Origin of the sequence: Ochrobactrum sp. AP1BH01-1, assembly GCF_018066705.1 — a bacterium.
GTDB lineage: Bacteria > Pseudomonadota > Alphaproteobacteria > Rhizobiales > Rhizobiaceae > Brucella.
This window is the reverse complement of record NZ_JAGPOU010000001.1, coordinates 732,303-750,636: the sequence shown is the minus strand read 5'-3', so window position 1 is coordinate 750,636 and position 18,334 is coordinate 732,303. Positions and strand designations below refer to the sequence as shown.

The window sequence follows — 18,334 nt, the reverse complement described above, 5'->3', positions numbered from 1 at the left end:
TGCCATGGGCCGTATTTACACAACCATACAAGGGGAAATGGTCGACGCCATCTGCCGGAAAATTTATGGCGACGAAAGTGGCTATGTCGAGCAGGTGTTCGAAGCGAACCCCGGTCTGGCTACACTCCCTCATCGATTGCCGATGGGAACGAAAATTCACCTGCCAGAATTGAGTAAGGCAGACGATAGACAGACGGTCGTTTCGCTCTGGGATTAATCAGCCGGCATCAACCTGAAACATGGTTTTGTAGAATGATGTCCAACTTCTGTCGACCTTGCCTTTGCAGGTGAATTTGTCGCCCTTATGGAGCTTTTTCACGATATCGCTCCATTGACTCGACATGCCGCAGCGCACCAACACATTGCGACCCAGATCGAGGTCGACCCAGTAGCCGGATAGCATGCCTTCTTCCACTTCGGTAACCGCGCCCGTTAATTCATAAATCTGGCCTGACATATTCTTGTCCCACCAAGCTTGCTGTTCGAGTTCTGTCTTGTTTCTATTGATGCCAGACAGAATTTCGGCGGCGGTAATGCTGTGGGCTTGTGGCTCCAGTTTTGTTTCTCGCTTTGGTTCCTCTTGGGTAGCCTGTGAGTTGTAAGTAGCTGGTGTGGCTGCCATAATTGCAGCATCAACGGCAAGTTCATCCGGGTTTCTCTGGCAGAACCGATACATGCTAACGAAGGCGGTCGTTTGATCTGCACTTGTGGCGCGTGAAAACCTCATGCCCTTGTTTGCCAGAAAGGCACCCATCGCCAACATTGTGACTTGGTTCAACCCGTGATTGGTCGCGCTCATCAATTCACCGCCGTGCAGGTAGGCGGCTTCGGTGTCTCGAATGTAATCTGCGCAAGTAAACTTTTCCTCGGCTAGAGCGGATGTCGCGCAAAGTGCGGCGGCTCCAGCGTAACAAAATCTCAGAAACTTCATGTCCCCTCCGGCTCAACAGGCTGGATGCTCCCCAATAGGCTAATTGTATGAAGACTCCAGCCTTTGAAATAAAAGTCAACGGCAAAGCCGTCGCGTCCATTGTGAATGAACGGCTTATATCGCTGACTGTCACTGACAAAGAGGGTGTCGGCTCGGACTCGGTTGATGTCGACCTGAATGATGGCAACCCGTTCGCCGCCATCCCGAAGAAGGGTGACAAGATCGAGGTGTCGCTTGGCTATGCAGAGACCGGCATACTCCCTTTCGGGGCGTTCACTGTAGATGACCCAGAGATCCGCTGCCTTCCTTACGGCATGAACATTCGCGGGCGAGGGGCGAATATCCGCGACAAATTCAAGCAAAGCCGCTCCCGCCACTGGGATGAAAAGACTGTTGCTGAGATCCTTCAGCAGATCGCCTCCGAAAACGGTTTACAGCCCGTCATCGACGATGAAGTCGCTTCGCACAAGTACGACTGGTTCGGACAGCAGGATGAGAGCGACATGCATGTCTGCGAGCGTCTGGCACGCATTCACGGTGCTTTGTTCTCGGTCAAGGATGGCAAGCTGATATTTGCGAAGCGTGGTAGCGGGAAGTCTGCGAGCGGAAAGGATTTGACGCCTATCATTGTAGGGCCATTCGAGATTGTGCAGGGCACATGTCGCATCAACTTCGCCTATCGCAAGAAAGTCAAAACAGTGCGCGCAAAGGTTCGCGACCGCGCCAAGGCTGAGACGGTCGAGGTCGAGGAAGACAGCGATGAGGAAGGCACTGCCGATTTTACGGTGAAGGAAAATTTCAGCACGGAAGCCGAAGCGAAAAAAGCTGCGAAGTCCAAGGCCGAAAGCCTCAAGGCGGAAACTGTCAAAACCTTTGTCACAGTGTTTGGCGATCCGACCATTCGGGCAGGCGCGCCGTTTTCCTACCAGAATGTGCGGCCGGAAATTGACGGCATAGAATTCATTATCGAGACAGCAACCCACCGCATCAGCAAGTCGGGATATATGACCGATATCGAAGCGAAGCTAAAGCCGGTCGCCAGCAAGGCATCCAAGGATAAGAAAAAGTCGACTGCTGCCAGCACGTCGAAAACAAACGAGAACAGTCCTAAAACGCCTACGGTGCCGGATCCTAAACCGCAAGCGCCCGCAATCTCGACGACGGGCGGGTCACCTATGGGCATGGGTATAGGTCGCGCCTAGCGCGCTCGAATTTCCAACGGGGCAATCATGAAATACATCATCCGGAATTATCCGGTCGTCTTCATCAAGTGGGCGATCTACGGGATCTTGCTGCTTATTGCCAAGCTGGTGGCGATCCTGATCGCACCGATATTGGCGCTCTGGTCAGTGTTGGCGGGGATTTCGGTTCTGCCATATCCATTCTCGCTTTTTCACACACATGATGACGACCTGGACGGCGGGCAACATCAGCTAGGTTGGCCGCAAGCCAAGGGCTTCAAATTGTGGTGGCAGCGAACGCGATGGATTATGCGAAACCCGGCCTACGGATTTGCTGCCAATGTTTTCGGTTTCAGGTTCGAAGGCGTTACCACTGTTTATCAGATCGATAGCGGCGGCTTTGACTGGTCGAAACCCGGCACATTCTATGAGGGTGTGTATCGAGACGCGAATGGCCGATTGTTTTTCTCGTATCGCGCCCGCTTCAATATCTTCGGCAGGATCTGTGGTTGCTGGATCGGCTGGAGCTATGTCGCCTACGACAATATCAGCCTGCAGCTGAAGATTTCCCTCATATCCATCGTCAAATAGAGGCTGTCATGCAGCTTGTGCCCGATTGGCGGCACGTCTTGCGAAAGGCGTGGTCTGTCCGCCTGATCCTGCTTGCCGGTGTTCTAACCGGCATTGAAGCCGTGTTGCCGCTCCTTGGTGACACTTTTCCCATCCCCTCCGGCGTGTTCGCGTTGCTGACCTTTGTTGTGGTGGTCGCAGCCTTTGTGATGCGCCTTGTTTCTCAGAAGGTATTTCGAAATGGCGAGTAAACGCGCAAAGGCTGCTCTGGCGTCTGGGTTGGGGCTCGTCGCTTTGACGGCGACTTATCTGACCGCACCGTGGGAAGGCATGGAAAACCATGCCTATTATGACAAGCTCGGCAGGGTCTGGACTGTGTGCCTGGGTGAAACCAAAGGCGTGCAGAAAGGCGACTATTACACCGACAAGCAGTGCCGCGAAAAGCTTATCACCCGACTGGAGAATGATTTCCGGCAACCGCTTCGCAAGTGCATCCGCACTTTCGATCAGGCACCCATCAGCGTGCAGGCATCTATGCTGGATCTCTCCTATAATATCGGGACTGGTGCGGCCTGCAAATCAACTGCCGCCCGCCGCATGAGTGAACGGCAATGGCGTGCAGCTTGCAACGCGATGACTGCATTCAACCGCGCCGGGGGCAAGGTCGTGGATGGTCTGAAAAAGCGCCGCGAACTGGGTGACGCTCAGCGCATCGGTGAGATGGAACTCTGTCTGGCAGGTCTGTGATGTTCGGCCTGCTGGACTATATCAAGATCGGCGCTGGCTGCGCCGTCGGGATCGTGCTGACTGCGATCTATTTTAACGGCGTGCCGGTTCTCAAAGATATTCCCTATGTCGGCGTTGTTTTCGAGGGGCAGGCAAAGAAAGGCCTCGTTCCCGAATTTCAGGCGGCGGCGCTGCGGGCGGAAATCGACCAGATGCGACGGCAGGGCAAAGCCAACGCGCTTGTGATTGAAGCCTACCAGGTGCAGTTGCGGAACGCTCGCGCAGCTGAGGCCGCACAGATCGAAAAATCTGAACAGGAGATAGCGGATTATGAGAAACAGCTGGCGGTGGCGGGCCGTGCCTGTCTGCTTGATTTCGATGATTTGCAGTTCCTGCGCCAGTGATCGACTGTTGCAAGAGGCTGCTGAACAGCAGGGCAAGGCGCAGGCGCGCATTGTCCCAGCTGAATATCCCGATGATTGTCGCAAGAAAGAGTCGCATGCGCCGTTGATCGAGGGGGCGGAAGTCCGCTCCACCTTAAAGAGGGAGCGAGCGGCGCTGGACAGGCAGAATGCGCGAACGGATCGATGTGCTGAATTCTATGACAGCTGGGCAAGGGGGCTACGGTGAGGGAAGGTGCGATGCGGTTACCAAGCAAAGGAAAGTTTGAGTGGAACTTCAACACGCTGCTGCAGCTCGGGCAGATCGCCGTCCTCATCCTCGGCGGCGTGACGATTTGGGTCAACAGATCTCGCGATATTGAGGATCTCACTAAGTGGAAGCTCTCGCACGAGGCTTATCATAAAGAGCGCTTAGCCGAAGTGCGCGAGGATAAGGGGAAAAACGATCAGCGGTTCCAAACCATAGAGGCCGATATTCGCAAGCTTTCCAGTAATCAGGAAAGCATGAGCTATCAGATTGCTTCAAACTCTCAGGCGATCAAAAGCGCAGCTGATAATTCGAAGGAAATACAGGAAACACTGACGACAGTGCGCGGGGATGTCCGTGTCGTGATGGAGATCTTGCAACGCCTGGAGGCGGGGCAGCGTCGCCCCTGATAATATTACCAATACGAAGTAAGCCCGCCCGTCGATGACGCGGCGGGCTTTTTGCTTTGGAGGTGTTATGCCAGCCCTCCGGCAAAGCCGCTCATTTCCTGCAGCGGCTGCCGTCTCAACAGCTCGGGGGGACGGAAGTGTTCTCTGAATTTTCGCGCTCTCTCTCGTTCTTCTTTGCGATCATGAAGCCCATGCCGATAGGCACAACCTCACCTCGAACGATAGTCCGACCGGTCAGGTCCAGAGCAGTTGAGCAAGGCTGACCGAATTGTACAGAGGGCGAGTGCGGCGCAGGAAAGGGCCGGATGGAATATGTTGAACCGGCGTCTTCTACCGGAATCAACGGGACCTGAAACTGTTCATTTCCGTAAGTTAGTATCAGATATGCGTAGGGCACATCAGTCACTTTAGGTTTTCTTCGTAAAATCATAGCTGCGATCAAGTTGTTAGGTCGTGGGCCAGGCGAAAACGTATAAATAATGGGGTATGTCCCGGTGAAGGAACGAGTGTGGTCGGTGTCACGGATCCAAGCGAATAGGTGCTTGAATTTGTCTACCTCCTCGTCCGGGATCAAAGTCAAACCTATCTTCACAAACGCCTTCAAGACAGCCACTGGTGTGTAAGGATCACGCTTGAGTTTGAATGTGACGCGCTTGTTAAGTTCGTCAATTTCAAAGATTGGATCATCTTCATATGATTCGACTTGGAACTCGCCATTCGTGCATTCGATACGCCATCCAGGGGCATCACCGCCTTTTTTAAGCGTGGGCACTCCACTCTTGCCACGAATGCGGGCCATGGTTCGCATCGGCTTAGTCCAATTGCCTAAATCGTTTTCAATTCCGTTGCCAAATAACTCATTGCATGCATCGCACTCGTAATAGCTGGTGAGTCCTTTATTACCGAGGGATTCCGGTATTGCGTGTGCAATCTTCTTGAATGTAACGTTCGGTGTCGTAAGGCCACAGAACCTACAAATCTGATTGGTTTTTTCGCCAAGATCCACCCGGTTGCCGGGGCGCATTATCCATTGTTCAAGGATTTCATACTTATCCTCGTAGAAATTCAAAACTTGATCAAGCGCTGCCATGCCCACCCTCTAAAAAACCGCCGAGCCGAGTTGCATACTTACTACCCAAGTTGAACAGTTTTCAACTGGCGAAGAGCATTGGCAGTGCGCCGTATTATATGGGACGTGCGAATGAAAAAATATAATGTTTATAACACATGCTTTTCTGTCCCACTTTTTTGCAAGCCATTGAAAAGACCGGAAATCCGAAGAACCTCCGGGACTCCGATGTTTCCTTTAAAAGTCATGGAATGGATCGTATTGTTGTTGCGTTCTTTTCCGAGCGACCTGAACTCTTTTCATCGTTTCTTGAAGTATATCGAATGCGATCAGTTTGGCTTCGTCGGGTGTCTTGGAGTCGATACTGGAAAAAACATTTCGATCGAATGGATGAGATACTACCGATCGCCACACTGTTCCCTTTGAAAAAACTGTTATTCTGGCTCCATCCTTCTTGAGTATATAATTGCCTTTCTGGTTCATTTTCCAGCCCGAAAGCTTAGGGAAATTGGTTCGCCGCCTTGCACGGTCTTTCATGGTCTTGTCTCGACCTTTGGCGGCTGAGAGGTCGCCTTCCATGTGGCCGGCACATATTTCACCGCAGACCAAGTTTCTGGGATAGTCGGGATGGGTCATGTAGTGGCCGTAACGGATTTCCATCGACTCGCACATTTCACAAACTGTACTCGGTTCGCCGAAATCTTCCGTCTCTATGCAGGTCCATCCTCTATGGGGAACTCCTGCTACTGACCACTTTCCTCGTCTTCCCTTTGGTCCATCACCCATCTTTGTAGCCTCCCTAGCCTGCGCCAGCCTGCCGGTTCATTCATGAACCGTCAAGCCAACTACTTTCTAATTGAGATTCAACAAGCGGATTAGATATTGCCCTTGAAGTCATCGGACGGCGGTAGTCTATTATCGTTGCTGTTAACACTACATGGGTGGGAAAATGTCCGATATAAAATTAACGCCGATAGAGCGGCTTATGCTCCTGAATCAATTCAGAATTCTGAACAGGTTAGAGCCAGATGAGGGGTGGGCTGAAACCATTTCCGTTCTCGAAGGTGGCTTTTCAAATGAGTATGGCGGAATATTCGACTATCTGGGGAATGAATTGCCTGCTGACGAGGGCGATTTTGTTCTGAATGTTCTGACAATGTATGAAGCCATGCAGCGTGCGGTGCCCGATGCTCCGGCGGATGGTCATGATCCTTACAGGTTTCCGGGTTTTGATGGCAATAACGAGGGTGCTTACTTAGCCTACTATCGGCACGTGATCGAGATACAGAGACGATGGGATTATCTTAGGCGGGGCCGCGATCTAAACAGTCATTTTCCAACCCTTGAGCGTTATCGCCGAATGCTTCGCCGTTACCTCGAAATGGATGTTCGTATAGATGCGATGACACCGGATCAGGCCCGTGAACTAATCGAATTGTAAGGTATATTAACGGGTTCTCGTTCGATGGGCTCCGGCCAGATACATAGCCGTGTTTAATGAAGATGCAAGGCCTCGTATGAACCTCATACGAGGCTATTTTATTGCGCGAAACCGTTAGGGCATAGGTGCACTTAAAGGCGCACAAATGAGTACACATAACGGCGCACAAAAATATAACGAACCCCAGAGTTCCGGCATTATAGGAGGTGTAATGTGCCAAGTGGTTCCAACCGACCGTACCATTGATTTTAAGCCACCAACTAAATTACCTGGATAAAACAGCGCGTGAGAGAGATGGCCGGCGCCTGTTCGACCTTTTGCCGTTTGGCGCTACACAATATGGGGCAAGGCATACCGGGGCGCCCGTTGGGCTGTTGAAAATTATTCAACCATATTAGGTGTTTATCTGGAGTTTCATTGGAACGTAAGCCAAGATAAAAGGCCCCCGCGCTTTGAGGCGCAGGGGCAATCGAGGCTGTAAATGATCGGAGGTAATCCGGGTATGAGGGGCTTCCTATGGAGACCGATCACTCAACAATAAGACACCTTCCTGATCGGCAAAACAATTGCAACAAGTGGACAGGGAAAAGTTGGGAGCTCGATGAGGCTTACCAATCTCAATCCTTAGACCGATCCGGGTAAGGTTCCTTGGGCACCTTTATGTCCGGATTACCGGGCGCATTCGATTGTTCATGGGTTGGCTTCTCCTGGTGGTCCCTGGGCTCATCCTGAGTGGGGTCCACGGCTTCCTTTTCCCTCACCAGATCTGGATCGGACCACGGATTTTTCTTTTGCACCATTTTTCTTTCTCCGGTTCAACGAATTCCATAGCACCTTCAAAGGGTTGATGACGGTGCCGCCAAAACGCCTTTAACTGCTTTCAGCTTCGCCTTGGCTGGGTTCCTTCATTCATCCCTTTTTGCTGTTCCAGAAATTGCCGCTGTCCCTCACGAGCCTGATCAAGATGCTGCAGGACAACAGGCAAAATCTCGCGAGCATAGTCTTGCAGTTCGACATACTCGCCCGAACCTATTTCCCACGAAAGAAGCTGAACCATTTTCTGGTGATCTGTAATCTGGCTTTGCCAATATGCAGCTTCGTTATCGACAGGCGGTAGCGCAGGCGGGACTGCGGCGGGAGGCAGTTTGACAGCATCGGCGAGCGCTTTCAGTTTGTCAGCCATCGGACCATGGTCATTCTGGATCCGTTTCAAAAAGGCTTTCAAGGTGTCGCTATCGGCATATGTTTCGGCCTTTTCGGCCAAAGAAAGTTCAGTCGAGTTTCCCGCAAGTGCCAATTGAAGGAAGAGCTTGTCGGTATTGTTGGTCTGGGAAGGGGCGGGCAGTCCGCTTTGGTTGATATTGGTATCCGGCGACACGAAGCCTGGATTGGGAGCTTGCGCAGAAGCAAGGCTTGCCGTCCCGAGTAGCAATGCAAGCGAGATACGGGCCAACATTGTCGTTCTCCTAAAGCGTTCGAAGATAGGCGACGAGCGCCTCTTTTTCGTCTGTCGCCAGTTTGGTTCCCAGGACGAGGTTGAAAAACTCAACTGTGTCGTCGAGCGTCAACAAACGTCCGTCGTGCAGGTACGGTGGAGAGTCCTTGATGCCCCGGAGTGTGAAAGTCTTGATCGGCCCGTCCGGCAGAGTGACCATTCCGTTGTACGATTTTCCCGGCGTGTAAAACCGCTCGAGCTTCAGATCGTGCATGTTGTTGTCGAGGAACGAAGTTTGCGGCATATGACATTCGGCGCAGCGGCCCTTGCCCAAAAACACTTGCTCTCCCTTCAGTTCCAACGGGCTTGCTTTTTCAGGGTCGAGTTTGCCGAAAGTATCCAGTTTCGGCGCAGGAGGAAAGTCGATGATGTTCTGCATTTGCGCCATCATCGCTACTTGATTGGGCCTGTCCGGGAGATGAACACCCTTGCGTGTCGCACTGACATGATCGCCGTTGAAATAAGCCGTTCGCTGTTCGAACTCGGTAAAATCCTCGATCGAGCGCAACGACCGTTTTGAACCATGTATCTGTTGATTGAACATGCCGCGCAGACTTGTCGTATCGAGCCTGAAACGACTAGCCTGAGGGCGCACATCCGGGGTTTGATGAAAGGCCCCATTGGTATGAAAGTTCGTATGACAGTCGAGGCAGGCCACGCCCATGCTGGGGTCGGCTACCTTGCGGTCTTCCGTTTGATTGAATTCCTCCTGCGGGAAGGGCGTCAGCAAAAGCCGAAGGCCCTCCATTTGCACCGGTGTGACAATCCCGTTCATATATTCATAGAAATTTTTGATCGTCAGGACGTCGCCACGCGAGACATCGCCGAGTTCAGGATGAGTGGTCAAGAAAATTGGCGGGGGAAATTCTGGCGTCAGATGATCGGGAAGATCGAATTCGACATCGAACCGCTTCAAATCCCGCTTTTCGTCCTGCTGGATGACGTCGATCTGCAGCTGAGGAAAAACCTGTCCGCCCGCGGCCTGTTTTACGTGGGGGAGCGGCAGAAAACCTTCGGGCAGCAGTCCCTTTGACTTGATTTCCTCCGGTTTCATCTGACCGAGCTTTTCCCAGCTCATTCCTTCGGGAAGCTTTACGCGCACGCCTTCCTGAACGGCTTTTCGTTCACCTGACATCATCGTATCGGCTGAAGGCTGATCGCGGAGATCATACCGCCGTTCAAGCAGCTCTTTCTGCTGCTCCATGACGGTAGGTTTTTGCTTTTGATCTTGTTCTCTCACCGCCGAAAAAGGCTGAACGGGCAGGGGGCGGTAGGTGAGATCTGGAGGAAGTGGGTCGGCCTGCGCCAGACTGCCAGGCAAAAGAATGACGATTGTTTTAACGAGGTGTCGAAAACTACTTCCCAGCATGACAGCTCTCCCTCTGCGCACCGCAACTCAACTGCATTGAAGGCAGATTGTTCCCGCTCAAAGGCATGTTTTCACCGAACGGGTGCGCGCGCGTTAAGCTCAATCTTTCGGCCCGGCGTCAGGTAATCCGGGCTTGAAGACGCGCTGGTTCGGCGATCTGGCTAATCGCGCAAACCAATGGACGGCAAAGTCCTGCAAGGCGCTTCATTATAGTTGGAACCAATTTTCCATCCTTCCATTAGGTCTATAGCGGCGATTTTGCCGCTGTAACCAACAGGAGGATTTGATCCATGAAACAGGTCAACCCGACTGAGGCAAGGCAAGGGCGCGAAGGCAAGCCGGTTCTCATGGTACTGCTGGTGAGTATCGTGGCAGCACTCGCGGTATGGGTGCTCGTTGAGATCTACGGCGCCGTCATTTCTCCCGATGAGAACACGCCAAACGGCGAAAATTCCCTGCCGCCCGCCACGACTGAAACAGTTCCTCCGGCTTCGGCGAAGTGAGCCGCCAGCGAACTTTCATAGCGGAACCAAACCCCACCATGCCCGTTATCGGGCATGGAACAATTCTGGGCTGAATTCACGCACGACAATGTAATCAGTTCGCCGGTGGTTCTTGCGCGGATGCTGCTGGCAACGGTGCTTGGGTCCATCATCGGTCTGGAGCGCGAATGGCGCAGGCGACCGGCCGGGCTTAAGACGCATATGCTGGTCTGCCTCGCATCCGCCACCTTTACCATCGTCTCGTTGGAACTGGTCAATGTCCCGGTATTCAATGATCAGAATATCCGGATGGACCCTTCGCGGCTCGTGGAGGCGATCACCAGCGGCGTCGCCTTTCTGGCAGCTGGTTTCATCATTTTCGCGCGTGGAAAAATAACGGGTATCACGACCGGCGCGGGCATGTGGCTCGCTGCATCGGTTGGTCTCGCCAGCGGTCTCGGCCTCTGGCATATCGCGATCATGGCGACGTTCATCGCCGTCGCCGTTCTGATCGTGGTGGGAAAGATGGAAAACTCCGTCGGCCCGGACAACAGTAAACTCCACCGCAAAATCGGGGACAAACCCTCTTGAGCGGTTGCCGGGCCGTCTGGCACGCTCAACGACAGATCAGGCTTCGGCAAGTGCCTCAGCAATGCTGTCCTTCAAGGCAAGCCTTTGCTTGCGCAGGTTGGTTTCCTCTTCCTGGCTTACCGGCTCTATCTTGGTTTCGGCCCTATGGATGCGGTCATTGATGGAATCATATTCTTCCAGAATTTGGGCAAAACGGGCGTTTTTTGCCTTCAGGGCATGAATGGCGTCGAGCTGACCGGGAAACTCTTCACCGAGTGTATGGGGGGTATTCGACATTCTAAGGCTCCTTCCTTTGGCTGAAATGAGCTTGGCAAGCCAGCGGGCAAACAGCATTGATTGCAATCAAGATGAACGAAACCGAATATGCCGCGATTGCATGGCTGGCATGCAAATGCCGATCTTCTAAGTCGGCAGAGCGATCCCCATTTCATGGGCACGGACCAACGAGAGCGTCCGTGATGGAGAGAAAAATGTTTACCCGCTTCAATAATCGTTTCGGTCGTGCATTCGCGCAATTCGGTAGCGCCGTTCGTGCTTCTGCTGCTGTGCGCGCTGGTCAGAAGCCTACTGCCCAGGACCTTGAGACGCTTGGCATCGACGTTGACCAGTTCCGTCGTATTCAGGGTTGAGCAATCAAGTAAGCGTATGTGTATCTGAGTAAAAAAGCCCCGGATTTCCGGGGCTTTTGTTTTTAGTCTTCGTCTGTCGCCATCTGGCTCAGCAATTCGCCTTTGCCGCGCTGGCGCATGATCATGGGGACAACGACTGCGGCAATTGCCAGTGCGATCAGCACAATCGATACCCAGGAATGGACCAGAGTCATCGGGTTTCCCTGGCTGATCTGCAAAGCCTGACGCAGGCTTTTTTCAGCCATCGGTCCGAGGATGAGACCAACGACGACCGGCGCGATGGGGTAGGAAAAGCGCCGCAGCACATAGCCCAGCACACCGAATGCCAGAAGCAGGCCAAGTTCGAATGAGACCGGCAGGCCGAATAGCATCGAGGTGGAGGCATTCGCACCGATGGTTCCAAGCGTGGCGAAAACCAGAATGCCCGCATAAAGCCAGTGGCGCGGGATGGTAAGCATCTTCACCCACAGGCCGATCAGCGGCAGGTTCAGGATCAGCAGCATCAGATTGGCGACGAGAAGGCTCGCCACCAGACCCCATACCAGCGTGGCATTGGTCACGAACAGGAGCGGGCCGGGCTGCAGGCCGAACTGCTGGAAACCGGCAAGCATGATAGCCGCTGTCGCTGTGGTTGGCAGGCCGAGCGTCAGAAGCGGGACGAGCGTACCTGCGGCCGAGGCATTGTTAGCCGCCTCCGGTCCCGCAACGCCTTCGATGGCGCCTTTGCCGAATTCCTCGGGATGTTTCGAGAACTGCCGTTCCGCCGAATAAGAAAGGAAGCTCGACACATCCGCGCCGCCTGCCGGCATCGCTCCGATCGGAAAGCCGATGGCGGTGCCACGCAGCCATGGCATCCAGGAGCGTTTCCAGTCGTTCTTCGTCATCCAGACGGAACCCTTGACGGCGATGACTTCATCTTCGGGCCGGAGTTTTTTCGATACGACAGCCAGCGTTTCCCCAATGGCAAACAGCGCGACCGCCAGTGTCGTGACATTGATGCCGTCGAGCAGGTTTGGTGTCCCCATGACGAGACGTGCCTGACCCGTCAACTGGTCGATACCGATCAGTCCGAGCGCGAGGCCGATGAACAGGGATGTCAGGCCGCGTAGAGTGGAATCGCCAAATGCGGCAGAGACCGTCATGAAGGCCAAAAGCATCAGCGCGAAATATTCGGACGGTCCGAAGGACAGGGCAAATTTCACGACCCAAGGCGCCACGAAGGCAAGAGCCAGAGTGGCGATCAGGCCCGCAATGAACGAGCCGATAGCAGCCGTGGCCAGTGCTGGCCCGCCGCGCCCGGCGCGGGCCATCTTGTTGCCCTCCAATGCGGTGACGATGGAGGCGCTTTCTCCCGGCGTATTAAGCAGGATGGATGTGGTCGAGCCGCCATACATGCCGCCGTAATAGATGCCCGCAAACATGATGAGGGAGCCGGAGGGATCGAGCTTGTAGGTGACCGGCAGAAGGAGCGCGACGGTGAGTGCCGGGCCAATGCCAGGCAGCACGCCAACGGCTGTGCCGAGCGTGACGCCGATAAGCGCATAAAGGAGGTTTGATGGCTCCAGCGCCACCAGCAGTCCGTTGGCGAGAAGTGCGACAGTATCCATGATATACCCTCGCCGTTAGACGAAACGTTCAAGCCAGCCAGACGGCAGTGACAGCTGCAGGCCGCGCGCAAAGATGAACCAGATCACAAAGGCGAAGATGATGCCGACGGGAATGCTGATCCAGAATTTGCGATAGCCGAAGCCGCGTGCTGTTGCCGCAAAGAGCAGGCCCGTGGACAGGGAAAAGCCAACGGTCTTCATCGTCAGCATCTGGATGGCCAGACCGCCGACGATCCATGCCATCGGGGCGACTTCCTGATGCTCACGCTCGGGAAAATCACCGCGAAGCGCCTCGAACATGGTCCAGATGGCAAGGCCGAATAATCCGGCTGCGACGACATAGGGAACGGTTTTCGGGCCGACCGGCGAGTAGCTCGTCACGTCGTTGCCATAGGTTGTCGACCAGGCAATGGCGATGGCGACAGCTGCAAGAACGAGAGCGATGACGAGCGCGGCGAAATCTGGCGCCGCCCCTTCCGGGCGGCGCTCTTCCTGCGGTTCTGATCCTGTCATTTGACGAGGCCGATTTCCTTGAGGATGGTTTCAGTCGCAGCAACGTCCTTGGCAAGCTGCTCCTTGAACGCCGGACCGGCGAGATAGGTATCTGCCCAACCCTTGTCCTTGAGAGCCTTCTGCCAGGATTCCGACTTCACCAACTTCTCGATATCGGCATTGATGGCGGCTTCCTGTTCGGCAGTGATGCCGGGAGCCGCGCCGACCATGCGCCAGTTCTGGATCGAAACGTCCACGCCGCCTTCCTTGAAGGTGGGGGCGTCGATGCCTTCCACGCGCTCGTCGCTCGAAATGCCGATGATGCGCAGCGTGCCGGCCTTGATCTGGGGTTCAAATTCGCCATAGCCGGAAATGCCGACAGTCACCTGATTGCCGAGAATGGCCGCAAGGGCTTCGCCGCCGCCGGAGAAGGCAATGTAATTGACCTTGGTCGGATCGACGCCTGCCGCCTTGGCAAAAAGGCCTGCGGTGATGTGATCGGTGCCGCCAGCGGAGCCGCCGCCCCAGGAAACGGAGCCTGGATCAGCTTTCAGCTTTGCTGCAAGGTCGCCAAGGTTCTGAATGTCGGAAGAAGCCGGAACGACGATGGCTTCATACTCGCCGGTAAGGCGTGCAATCGGCGTGATCTCATCAAGCGTAACTGGCGATTTGTTGGTCAGGATCGCGCCGACCATGACATAGCCGCCGACGATGAGCTGGCTCGGATCGCCCTTGTTCTGGTTCACGAACTGCGCGAGACCGATGGTGCCGCCTGCACCCGGAACGTTGATGACCTGTACACTGCCGGAAATCTTTTCGTCCTGAAGCACGCTCTGCATCGTGCGCGCCGTCTGGTCCCAGCCGCCGCCTGGAGCCGCGGGTGCAAGCACCTTGTAGTCTTCTGCCGAAGCAGAGCCTGCCATAGCCAACGCCGCTACCGACGTCAGGGCCAGAATAAATCTACGCATATGTCCTCCCAACGGAATGTATTGCCGCCCTGCGGCGGCCCTCCCCAAGTCCCGCTCCTCTAGCGGGAGTTGTCTACATGGATATTGCCAAAAACAAATTCAATAGGCCAGCATATGCGACAATAGTTTGGCCGCAATTTAGGTGACGCGATTTCGAATCGCCTGAATTTCCAAGCCGAAACAGCGCCCCAGATGCGCTTGACTGCGGCGATGCGGCGACGTAATAGTATAACGACGGTTCCCCGACCGAGAGCGAAGGGGATTAATAGGGAACACGGTGAGGACGACCCGAAAAGGGGCCAAGACCGTGGCTGCCCCCGCAACTGTAAGCGGATTGCCGTTCATCCTCGTGACGTTCAAAGCGTCATGCCACTGCGCCGAAGAAGCGCGGGAAGGCAGATGGACAGCAGATATTCGCGAGCCAGGAGACCTGCCGTCTAGTGTTGTCCATTGTCACGGGCGGGGATGCCCGGAGCAGGAGCCGGTTATGACAGTTTTTCGCGTCGCAGGACGCTTTCTCCCATCGTCATCGCATGATTTCGACATGCCCCCGGATATGCCTGTCCGTCTTTCGTGCCGGATTTTGTCCGTCGCCTGACAGGGCTCGTTTCTCTTATCATTTTCGGGGATTCCTATGAAGATTTTCGGCAAAATGCCGTTTCGTGCCTCCTTCTGCGCGCTCGTATTCCTTGCAGGCGGTCCGGCTGCACAGGCAGCGGAAACGCAATATCCGCTGACATTGAAGAATTGCGGTCGCGAGGTGACGTTCAAGCGCGCACCCGCCCGCGCGGTTGCTGTCGGCCAGAGCAGCGCAGAAATTCTCTACAGCCTTGGATTGGGTGACAAGGTCGTCGGCACAGCGGTGTGGTTCGGTCCCGTTCTCAAAGGATTTGAAGACGTGAACGCCAAGGTAAAGCGGCTTGCTGACAACGATCCGAGCTTTGAAAGCATTCTGGCCGAAAAGCCGGATATCGTGACGGCGGATTTCCAGTGGCATGTCGGCCCGACGGGTATTGTGGCGAAGCCGGAACAGTTCGAGGAGCTTGGCATTCCGGCCTACACGTCGCCCTCCGATTGCGTCGGCAAGGACAATTCCGGCGGTGGCGATGGCGTTCGCACTGCGGCGTTTACAATGGACATTGTCTATCGGGAAATCACTGAACTGGCTGAAATCTTCAATGTGCAGGACCGTGGCGAAAAGCTTGTCGCTGACCTGAAAGCCCGCGAGATCGCGGCCCGAGAGAAAATTGCATCCAGGGACGAAAATCTTTCCGCCGTCGTCTGGTTCTCCAGTGCACAGGTCGACGCCGATCCTTATGTGGCGGGCAAGTTCGGTGCGCCAGCCTATATTCTTTCGGCCCTCGGCATCAAGAATGTCATCGACAGCGAAGAAGAATGGCCGACGGTCGGCTGGGAAACGATTGCGAAGTCGAACCCGTCGATGATCGTTGCCGCAAAGCTGGATCGCCGCCGTTATCCGGCTGACGACATTGCCGTCAAGCACCAGTTTCTTGACAATGATGCTGTCACGAAGCTGATGCCTGCGGTGAAGGACAGGCATGTCTTCGACATGGATGCACAGTCGATGAGCACTTCGCTTCGCGTAGTCGAAGGCATCGAAACGCTTGCCGCCGATATTGCCGCCTCGGACCTGAACAAGTGACGGTGCGGGTAGCGATAACAGGCTTCCGCCAGAAGAGAAAAACACGCTCCGGCGCGCTTTTCCTGACCCTTTCGCTTGCCCTGCTTCTTCTCGCCCTTTGGCTTGGGGCCGCGATAGGTGAAACGGCGATACCGCTCGACGTGGTGGCGAAGACTGTAGCCAACCGGATTTGGAACGCCGGATACCCGCTCGAACCCATTGATGAGGGGATCGTGTGGAGCTATCGCCTGAGCCGCGCCGTCATTGCCGCATGTTGCGGCGCGTCGCTGGCAATATCCGGCGTTATCCTGCAGTCGCTGCTGCGCAATTCGCTGGCCGATCCGTATATTCTGGGCATTTCCGCAGGTGCTTCGACGGGGGCTGTCGGTGTGGCCATTCTCGGCATCGGCGCTGGCGTGCTGACGCTTTCGCTGGGCGCGTTCATCGGCGCCATCGTCGCTTTCTGCCTTGTGTCACTGCTGGCGCTGAGGGCAGGGCGAGGCAGCAGCGCGATCATCCTTGCCGGTATTGCCGGTTCGCAGCTTTTCAATGCGCTGACGTCATTCATCGTCACCAAGGCTGCAAATGCGGAACAGGCCCGCGGTATCATGTTCTGGCTCCTGGGCAACCTTTCCGGCGTGCGCTGGCCCGACGCGGCGCTTGCGCTGCCAGCGTGCCTCGTCGGTCTTGTCGTTTGCCTGTGGCATGCGCGCGCCCTCGACGCTTTTACCTTCGGAACGGAATCCGCTGCTTCGCTCGGCATACCGGTGCGTCGCGTCTATGCCGTGCTGATTGGTGTCAGCGCCATGATGACGGCTGTGATGGTTTCCATCGTGGGCTCCGTCGGTTTCATCGGGCTTGTCATTCCCCACGCAGCGCGAATGGTGGTCGGGGTGCGTCACGGCAGGCTGCTGCCTGCGGCGGCCCTGATTGGTGCAATCTTCATGATCGTCGCCGATATCCTGTCGCGCATCATCATTCCGGGGCAGGTCCTGCCGATCGGCGTCATCACGGCTTTGTTTGGCGCGCCCGCCTTTGCCCTGCTGCTCGGACAACGAAGGGCTGCATCATGATTCTTTCAGCACGCAATGTCGGCTGGTCAGCCGGCAATGTAGAGATTTTGCGCGATGTTTCGCTGGACGTAGCTGAAGGTGAGTTTCTTGGCATTATCGGCCCGAACGGTTCGGGAAAGACCAGCTTTCTGTCGCTGCTGTCCGGCGTTCGTCGCTGCCGCGTCGGTGAAGTGACCCTTTGCGGCGCGCCTATCGGCCGGTTCAGCCGCCGCGAGATCGCCCGTCTGCTGGCGCTTGTCGAGCAGCAAGCGGGCACGACGGAACGCATCACGGCGCGTCAGGCGGTGGAGTTGGGACGGACGCCTTATCTCGGCGCCCTGTCGCCATGGTCGGCGGAAGACGATGCAATCGTTGATCAGGCATTGGTCAATGTCGATATGGCGCATCTGGCTGACCGCTATTGGCACACGCTCTCCGGCGGGGAACGGCAGCGCCTGCATATAGCGCGCGCACTGGCGCAGGAGCCGCAGATATTGCTTCTGGATGAGCCAACCAATCATCTCGATATCGGGCACCAGATCGGACTGCTTGATCTCGTCAGCCGCCAGAAGCTCACGGTCGTGGCAGCTTTGCACGATCTGAACCACGCGGCGATGTTCTGCGATCGTATCGCGGTGATGGATAAGGGAAATCTCGTTGCTCTCGGCACGCCACGCGAGGTGTTGCGGGCAGAGCGTATCGCCGAAGTTTTTGGCGTGGAAGTCGACGTAGAATATCAAGGCACCAATAGCTGTCACATTCGCTATTGCGCGCCGGGCGATCGCTCTCTGGAACTCAGACATTCGGCGTGACCGGCTCGAATATTGATCGCCGCCGGGCATTAATTGGCTGATTTTGATCGCGAGGAAACATGGTAATAAATAGGATTGTGAAATAGAACCTACTAATATAGTTTGTAGTAAAATACACATAACATTATGATAACTTGCATGTTTTGTTCAATTTAATCACAGTAAATTGACCGGGTTTGTTGACAAACTGTTTCCATCCCGTTGACGATAAGGTATAAG

The 18,334-nt window shown here is 55.1% G+C and carries 23 protein-coding genes and 1 riboswitch; of the genes, 14 read left to right on the top strand and 9 right to left on the bottom strand.

Annotated features, from left to right (window positions below; all coding sequences use genetic code 11):
• The first annotated feature begins 4 nt into the window (after window positions 1-4).
• A complete protein-coding gene (locus J9800_RS03410) occupies window positions 5-217 on the top strand; it encodes a tail protein X (RefSeq protein WP_210845470.1) in 213 nt (70 codons plus the stop codon).
• Here the strand turns inward: J9800_RS03410 and J9800_RS03405 are convergent, their stop codons facing one another.
• A complete protein-coding gene (locus J9800_RS03405) occupies window positions 218-931 on the bottom strand; it encodes a hypothetical protein (RefSeq protein ID WP_210845468.1) in 714 nt (237 codons plus the stop codon).
• A gap of 47 nt (window positions 932-978) precedes the next feature.
• Between J9800_RS03405 and J9800_RS03400 the strand changes: the two genes are divergently transcribed.
• From J9800_RS03400 to J9800_RS03375, 6 genes are all read left to right on the top strand, one after another.
• Window positions 979-2,133 carry a phage late control D family protein gene (locus tag J9800_RS03400; RefSeq protein ID WP_210845466.1) on the top strand — a complete coding sequence of 385 codons (1,155 nt, stop codon included), beginning with the start codon at window positions 979-981 and terminating at the stop codon, window positions 2,131-2,133.
• A 27-nt stretch (window positions 2,134-2,160) separates the two neighbouring features.
• Complete coding sequence (locus J9800_RS03395; protein ID WP_210845464.1) at window positions 2,161-2,703, top strand: DUF7338 family protein; 543 nt, start codon at window positions 2,161-2,163, stop codon at window positions 2,701-2,703.
• 8 nt (window positions 2,704-2,711) lie between these two features.
• On the top strand, window positions 2,712-2,933 hold the full coding sequence (locus J9800_RS03390; RefSeq protein ID WP_114215474.1) for a DUF7940 domain-containing protein: 222 nt from the start codon (window positions 2,712-2,714) through the stop codon (window positions 2,931-2,933).
• Window positions 2,923-3,429, top strand: a complete 507-nt coding sequence (locus tag J9800_RS03385; protein ID WP_210845462.1) for a lysozyme — start codon at window positions 2,923-2,925, stop codon at window positions 3,427-3,429. Before J9800_RS03390 ends, J9800_RS03385 begins: the two co-directional genes overlap by 11 nt.
• The gene (locus J9800_RS03380; protein WP_210845460.1) at window positions 3,429-3,812 is read left to right on the top strand and encodes a hypothetical protein; all 384 of its coding nucleotides are present in this window, start codon (window positions 3,429-3,431) and stop codon (window positions 3,810-3,812) included. Before J9800_RS03385 ends, J9800_RS03380 begins: the two co-directional genes overlap by 1 nt.
• A gap of 237 nt (window positions 3,813-4,049) precedes the next feature.
• Window positions 4,050-4,466: a hypothetical protein gene (locus J9800_RS03375; protein WP_112588069.1), complete on the top strand. Its 417-nt coding sequence runs from the start codon at window positions 4,050-4,052 to the stop codon at window positions 4,464-4,466.
• A gap of 115 nt (window positions 4,467-4,581) precedes the next feature.
• Here the strand turns inward: J9800_RS03375 and J9800_RS03370 are convergent, their stop codons facing one another.
• Together J9800_RS03370 and J9800_RS03365 are read right to left on the bottom strand one after the other, a co-directional pair.
• Entirely contained in the window at window positions 4,582-5,556 is a 975-nt protein-coding gene (locus tag J9800_RS03370; RefSeq protein WP_210845458.1) for an HNH endonuclease, read from the bottom strand.
• 216 nt (window positions 5,557-5,772) lie between these two features.
• Window positions 5,773-6,321, bottom strand: coding sequence for a hypothetical protein (locus J9800_RS03365; protein WP_210845456.1), 549 nt, complete (start codon window positions 6,319-6,321; stop codon window positions 5,773-5,775).
• 163 nt (window positions 6,322-6,484) lie between these two features.
• Here J9800_RS03365 and J9800_RS03360 point away from each other — a divergent pair, with 163 nt between their 5' ends.
• Window positions 6,485-6,976, top strand: coding sequence for a YfbU family protein (locus tag J9800_RS03360; RefSeq protein ID WP_210845454.1), 492 nt, complete (start codon window positions 6,485-6,487; stop codon window positions 6,974-6,976).
• 880 nt (window positions 6,977-7,856) lie between these two features.
• On the opposite strand, the gene J9800_RS03355 is transcribed toward J9800_RS03360, so the two are convergent.
• Window positions 7,857-8,354 (bottom strand): DUF4142 domain-containing protein, encoded by a 498-nt coding sequence (locus J9800_RS03355; protein ID WP_210845452.1) that lies wholly within the window; start codon window positions 8,352-8,354, stop codon window positions 7,857-7,859.
• A gap of 88 nt (window positions 8,355-8,442) precedes the next feature.
• Complete coding sequence (locus tag J9800_RS03350) at window positions 8,443-9,840, bottom strand: cytochrome B6 (RefSeq protein WP_286167418.1); 1,398 nt, start codon at window positions 9,838-9,840, stop codon at window positions 8,443-8,445.
• Window positions 9,841-10,130: 290 nt separating this feature from the next.
• On the opposite strand from J9800_RS03350, the gene J9800_RS03345 reads away from it, so the two are divergent.
• Together J9800_RS03345 and J9800_RS03340 are read left to right on the top strand one after the other, a co-directional pair.
• Entirely contained in the window at window positions 10,131-10,343 is a 213-nt protein-coding gene (locus J9800_RS03345; RefSeq protein ID WP_114214707.1) for a hypothetical protein, read from the top strand.
• A gap of 54 nt (window positions 10,344-10,397) precedes the next feature.
• Window positions 10,398-10,913: an MgtC/SapB family protein gene (locus tag J9800_RS03340; protein ID WP_114214708.1), complete on the top strand. Its 516-nt coding sequence runs from the start codon at window positions 10,398-10,400 to the stop codon at window positions 10,911-10,913.
• Between the two features lie 36 nt (window positions 10,914-10,949).
• On the opposite strand, the gene J9800_RS03335 is transcribed toward J9800_RS03340, so the two are convergent.
• Window positions 10,950-11,189 (bottom strand): HP1242/YdcH family protein, encoded by a 240-nt coding sequence (locus J9800_RS03335; protein WP_112587755.1) that lies wholly within the window; start codon window positions 11,187-11,189, stop codon window positions 10,950-10,952.
• A 194-nt stretch (window positions 11,190-11,383) separates the two neighbouring features.
• Here J9800_RS03335 and J9800_RS03330 point away from each other — a divergent pair, with 194 nt between their 5' ends.
• Window positions 11,384-11,542 carry a hypothetical protein gene (locus J9800_RS03330; protein WP_100229493.1) on the top strand — a complete coding sequence of 53 codons (159 nt, stop codon included), beginning with the start codon at window positions 11,384-11,386 and terminating at the stop codon, window positions 11,540-11,542.
• A 62-nt stretch (window positions 11,543-11,604) separates the two neighbouring features.
• Here the strand turns inward: J9800_RS03330 and J9800_RS03325 are convergent, their stop codons facing one another.
• From J9800_RS03325 to J9800_RS03315, 3 genes are read right to left on the bottom strand one after another with little or no spacing between them, the layout of a single operon-like run.
• The gene (locus tag J9800_RS03325; protein WP_112587190.1) at window positions 11,605-13,149 is read right to left on the bottom strand and encodes a tripartite tricarboxylate transporter permease; all 1,545 of its coding nucleotides are present in this window, start codon (window positions 13,147-13,149) and stop codon (window positions 11,605-11,607) included.
• A gap of 15 nt (window positions 13,150-13,164) precedes the next feature.
• Window positions 13,165-13,662 carry a tripartite tricarboxylate transporter TctB family protein gene (locus tag J9800_RS03320; RefSeq protein WP_114214709.1) on the bottom strand — a complete coding sequence of 166 codons (498 nt, stop codon included), beginning with the start codon at window positions 13,660-13,662 and terminating at the stop codon, window positions 13,165-13,167.
• Entirely contained in the window at window positions 13,659-14,609 is a 951-nt protein-coding gene (locus J9800_RS03315) for a Bug family tripartite tricarboxylate transporter substrate binding protein (RefSeq protein ID WP_114214710.1), read from the bottom strand. Before J9800_RS03315 ends, J9800_RS03320 begins: the two co-directional genes overlap by 4 nt.
• Before the next feature lie 218 nt (window positions 14,610-14,827).
• A riboswitch (cobalamin riboswitch) is annotated at window positions 14,828-15,061 on the top strand.
• 182 nt (window positions 15,062-15,243) lie between these two features.
• Between J9800_RS03315 and J9800_RS03310 the strand changes: the two genes are divergently transcribed.
• Genes J9800_RS03310 through J9800_RS03300 form a run of 3 tightly spaced genes read left to right on the top strand, consistent with a single transcriptional unit; the run spans window position 15,244 to window position 18,115 of the window.
• On the top strand, window positions 15,244-16,272 hold the full coding sequence (locus J9800_RS03310; RefSeq protein ID WP_114214711.1) for an ABC transporter substrate-binding protein: 1,029 nt from the start codon (window positions 15,244-15,246) through the stop codon (window positions 16,270-16,272).
• Window positions 16,269-17,324, top strand: a complete 1,056-nt coding sequence (locus J9800_RS03305) for a FecCD family ABC transporter permease (RefSeq protein ID WP_502696697.1) — start codon at window positions 16,269-16,271, stop codon at window positions 17,322-17,324. The genes J9800_RS03310 and J9800_RS03305 overlap by 4 nt, the downstream gene beginning before the upstream one ends.
• Window positions 17,321-18,115 (top strand): ABC transporter ATP-binding protein, encoded by a 795-nt coding sequence (locus J9800_RS03300; protein WP_114214712.1) that lies wholly within the window; start codon window positions 17,321-17,323, stop codon window positions 18,113-18,115. The genes J9800_RS03305 and J9800_RS03300 overlap by 4 nt, the downstream gene beginning before the upstream one ends.
• Window positions 18,116-18,334: the final 219 nt, after the last annotated feature.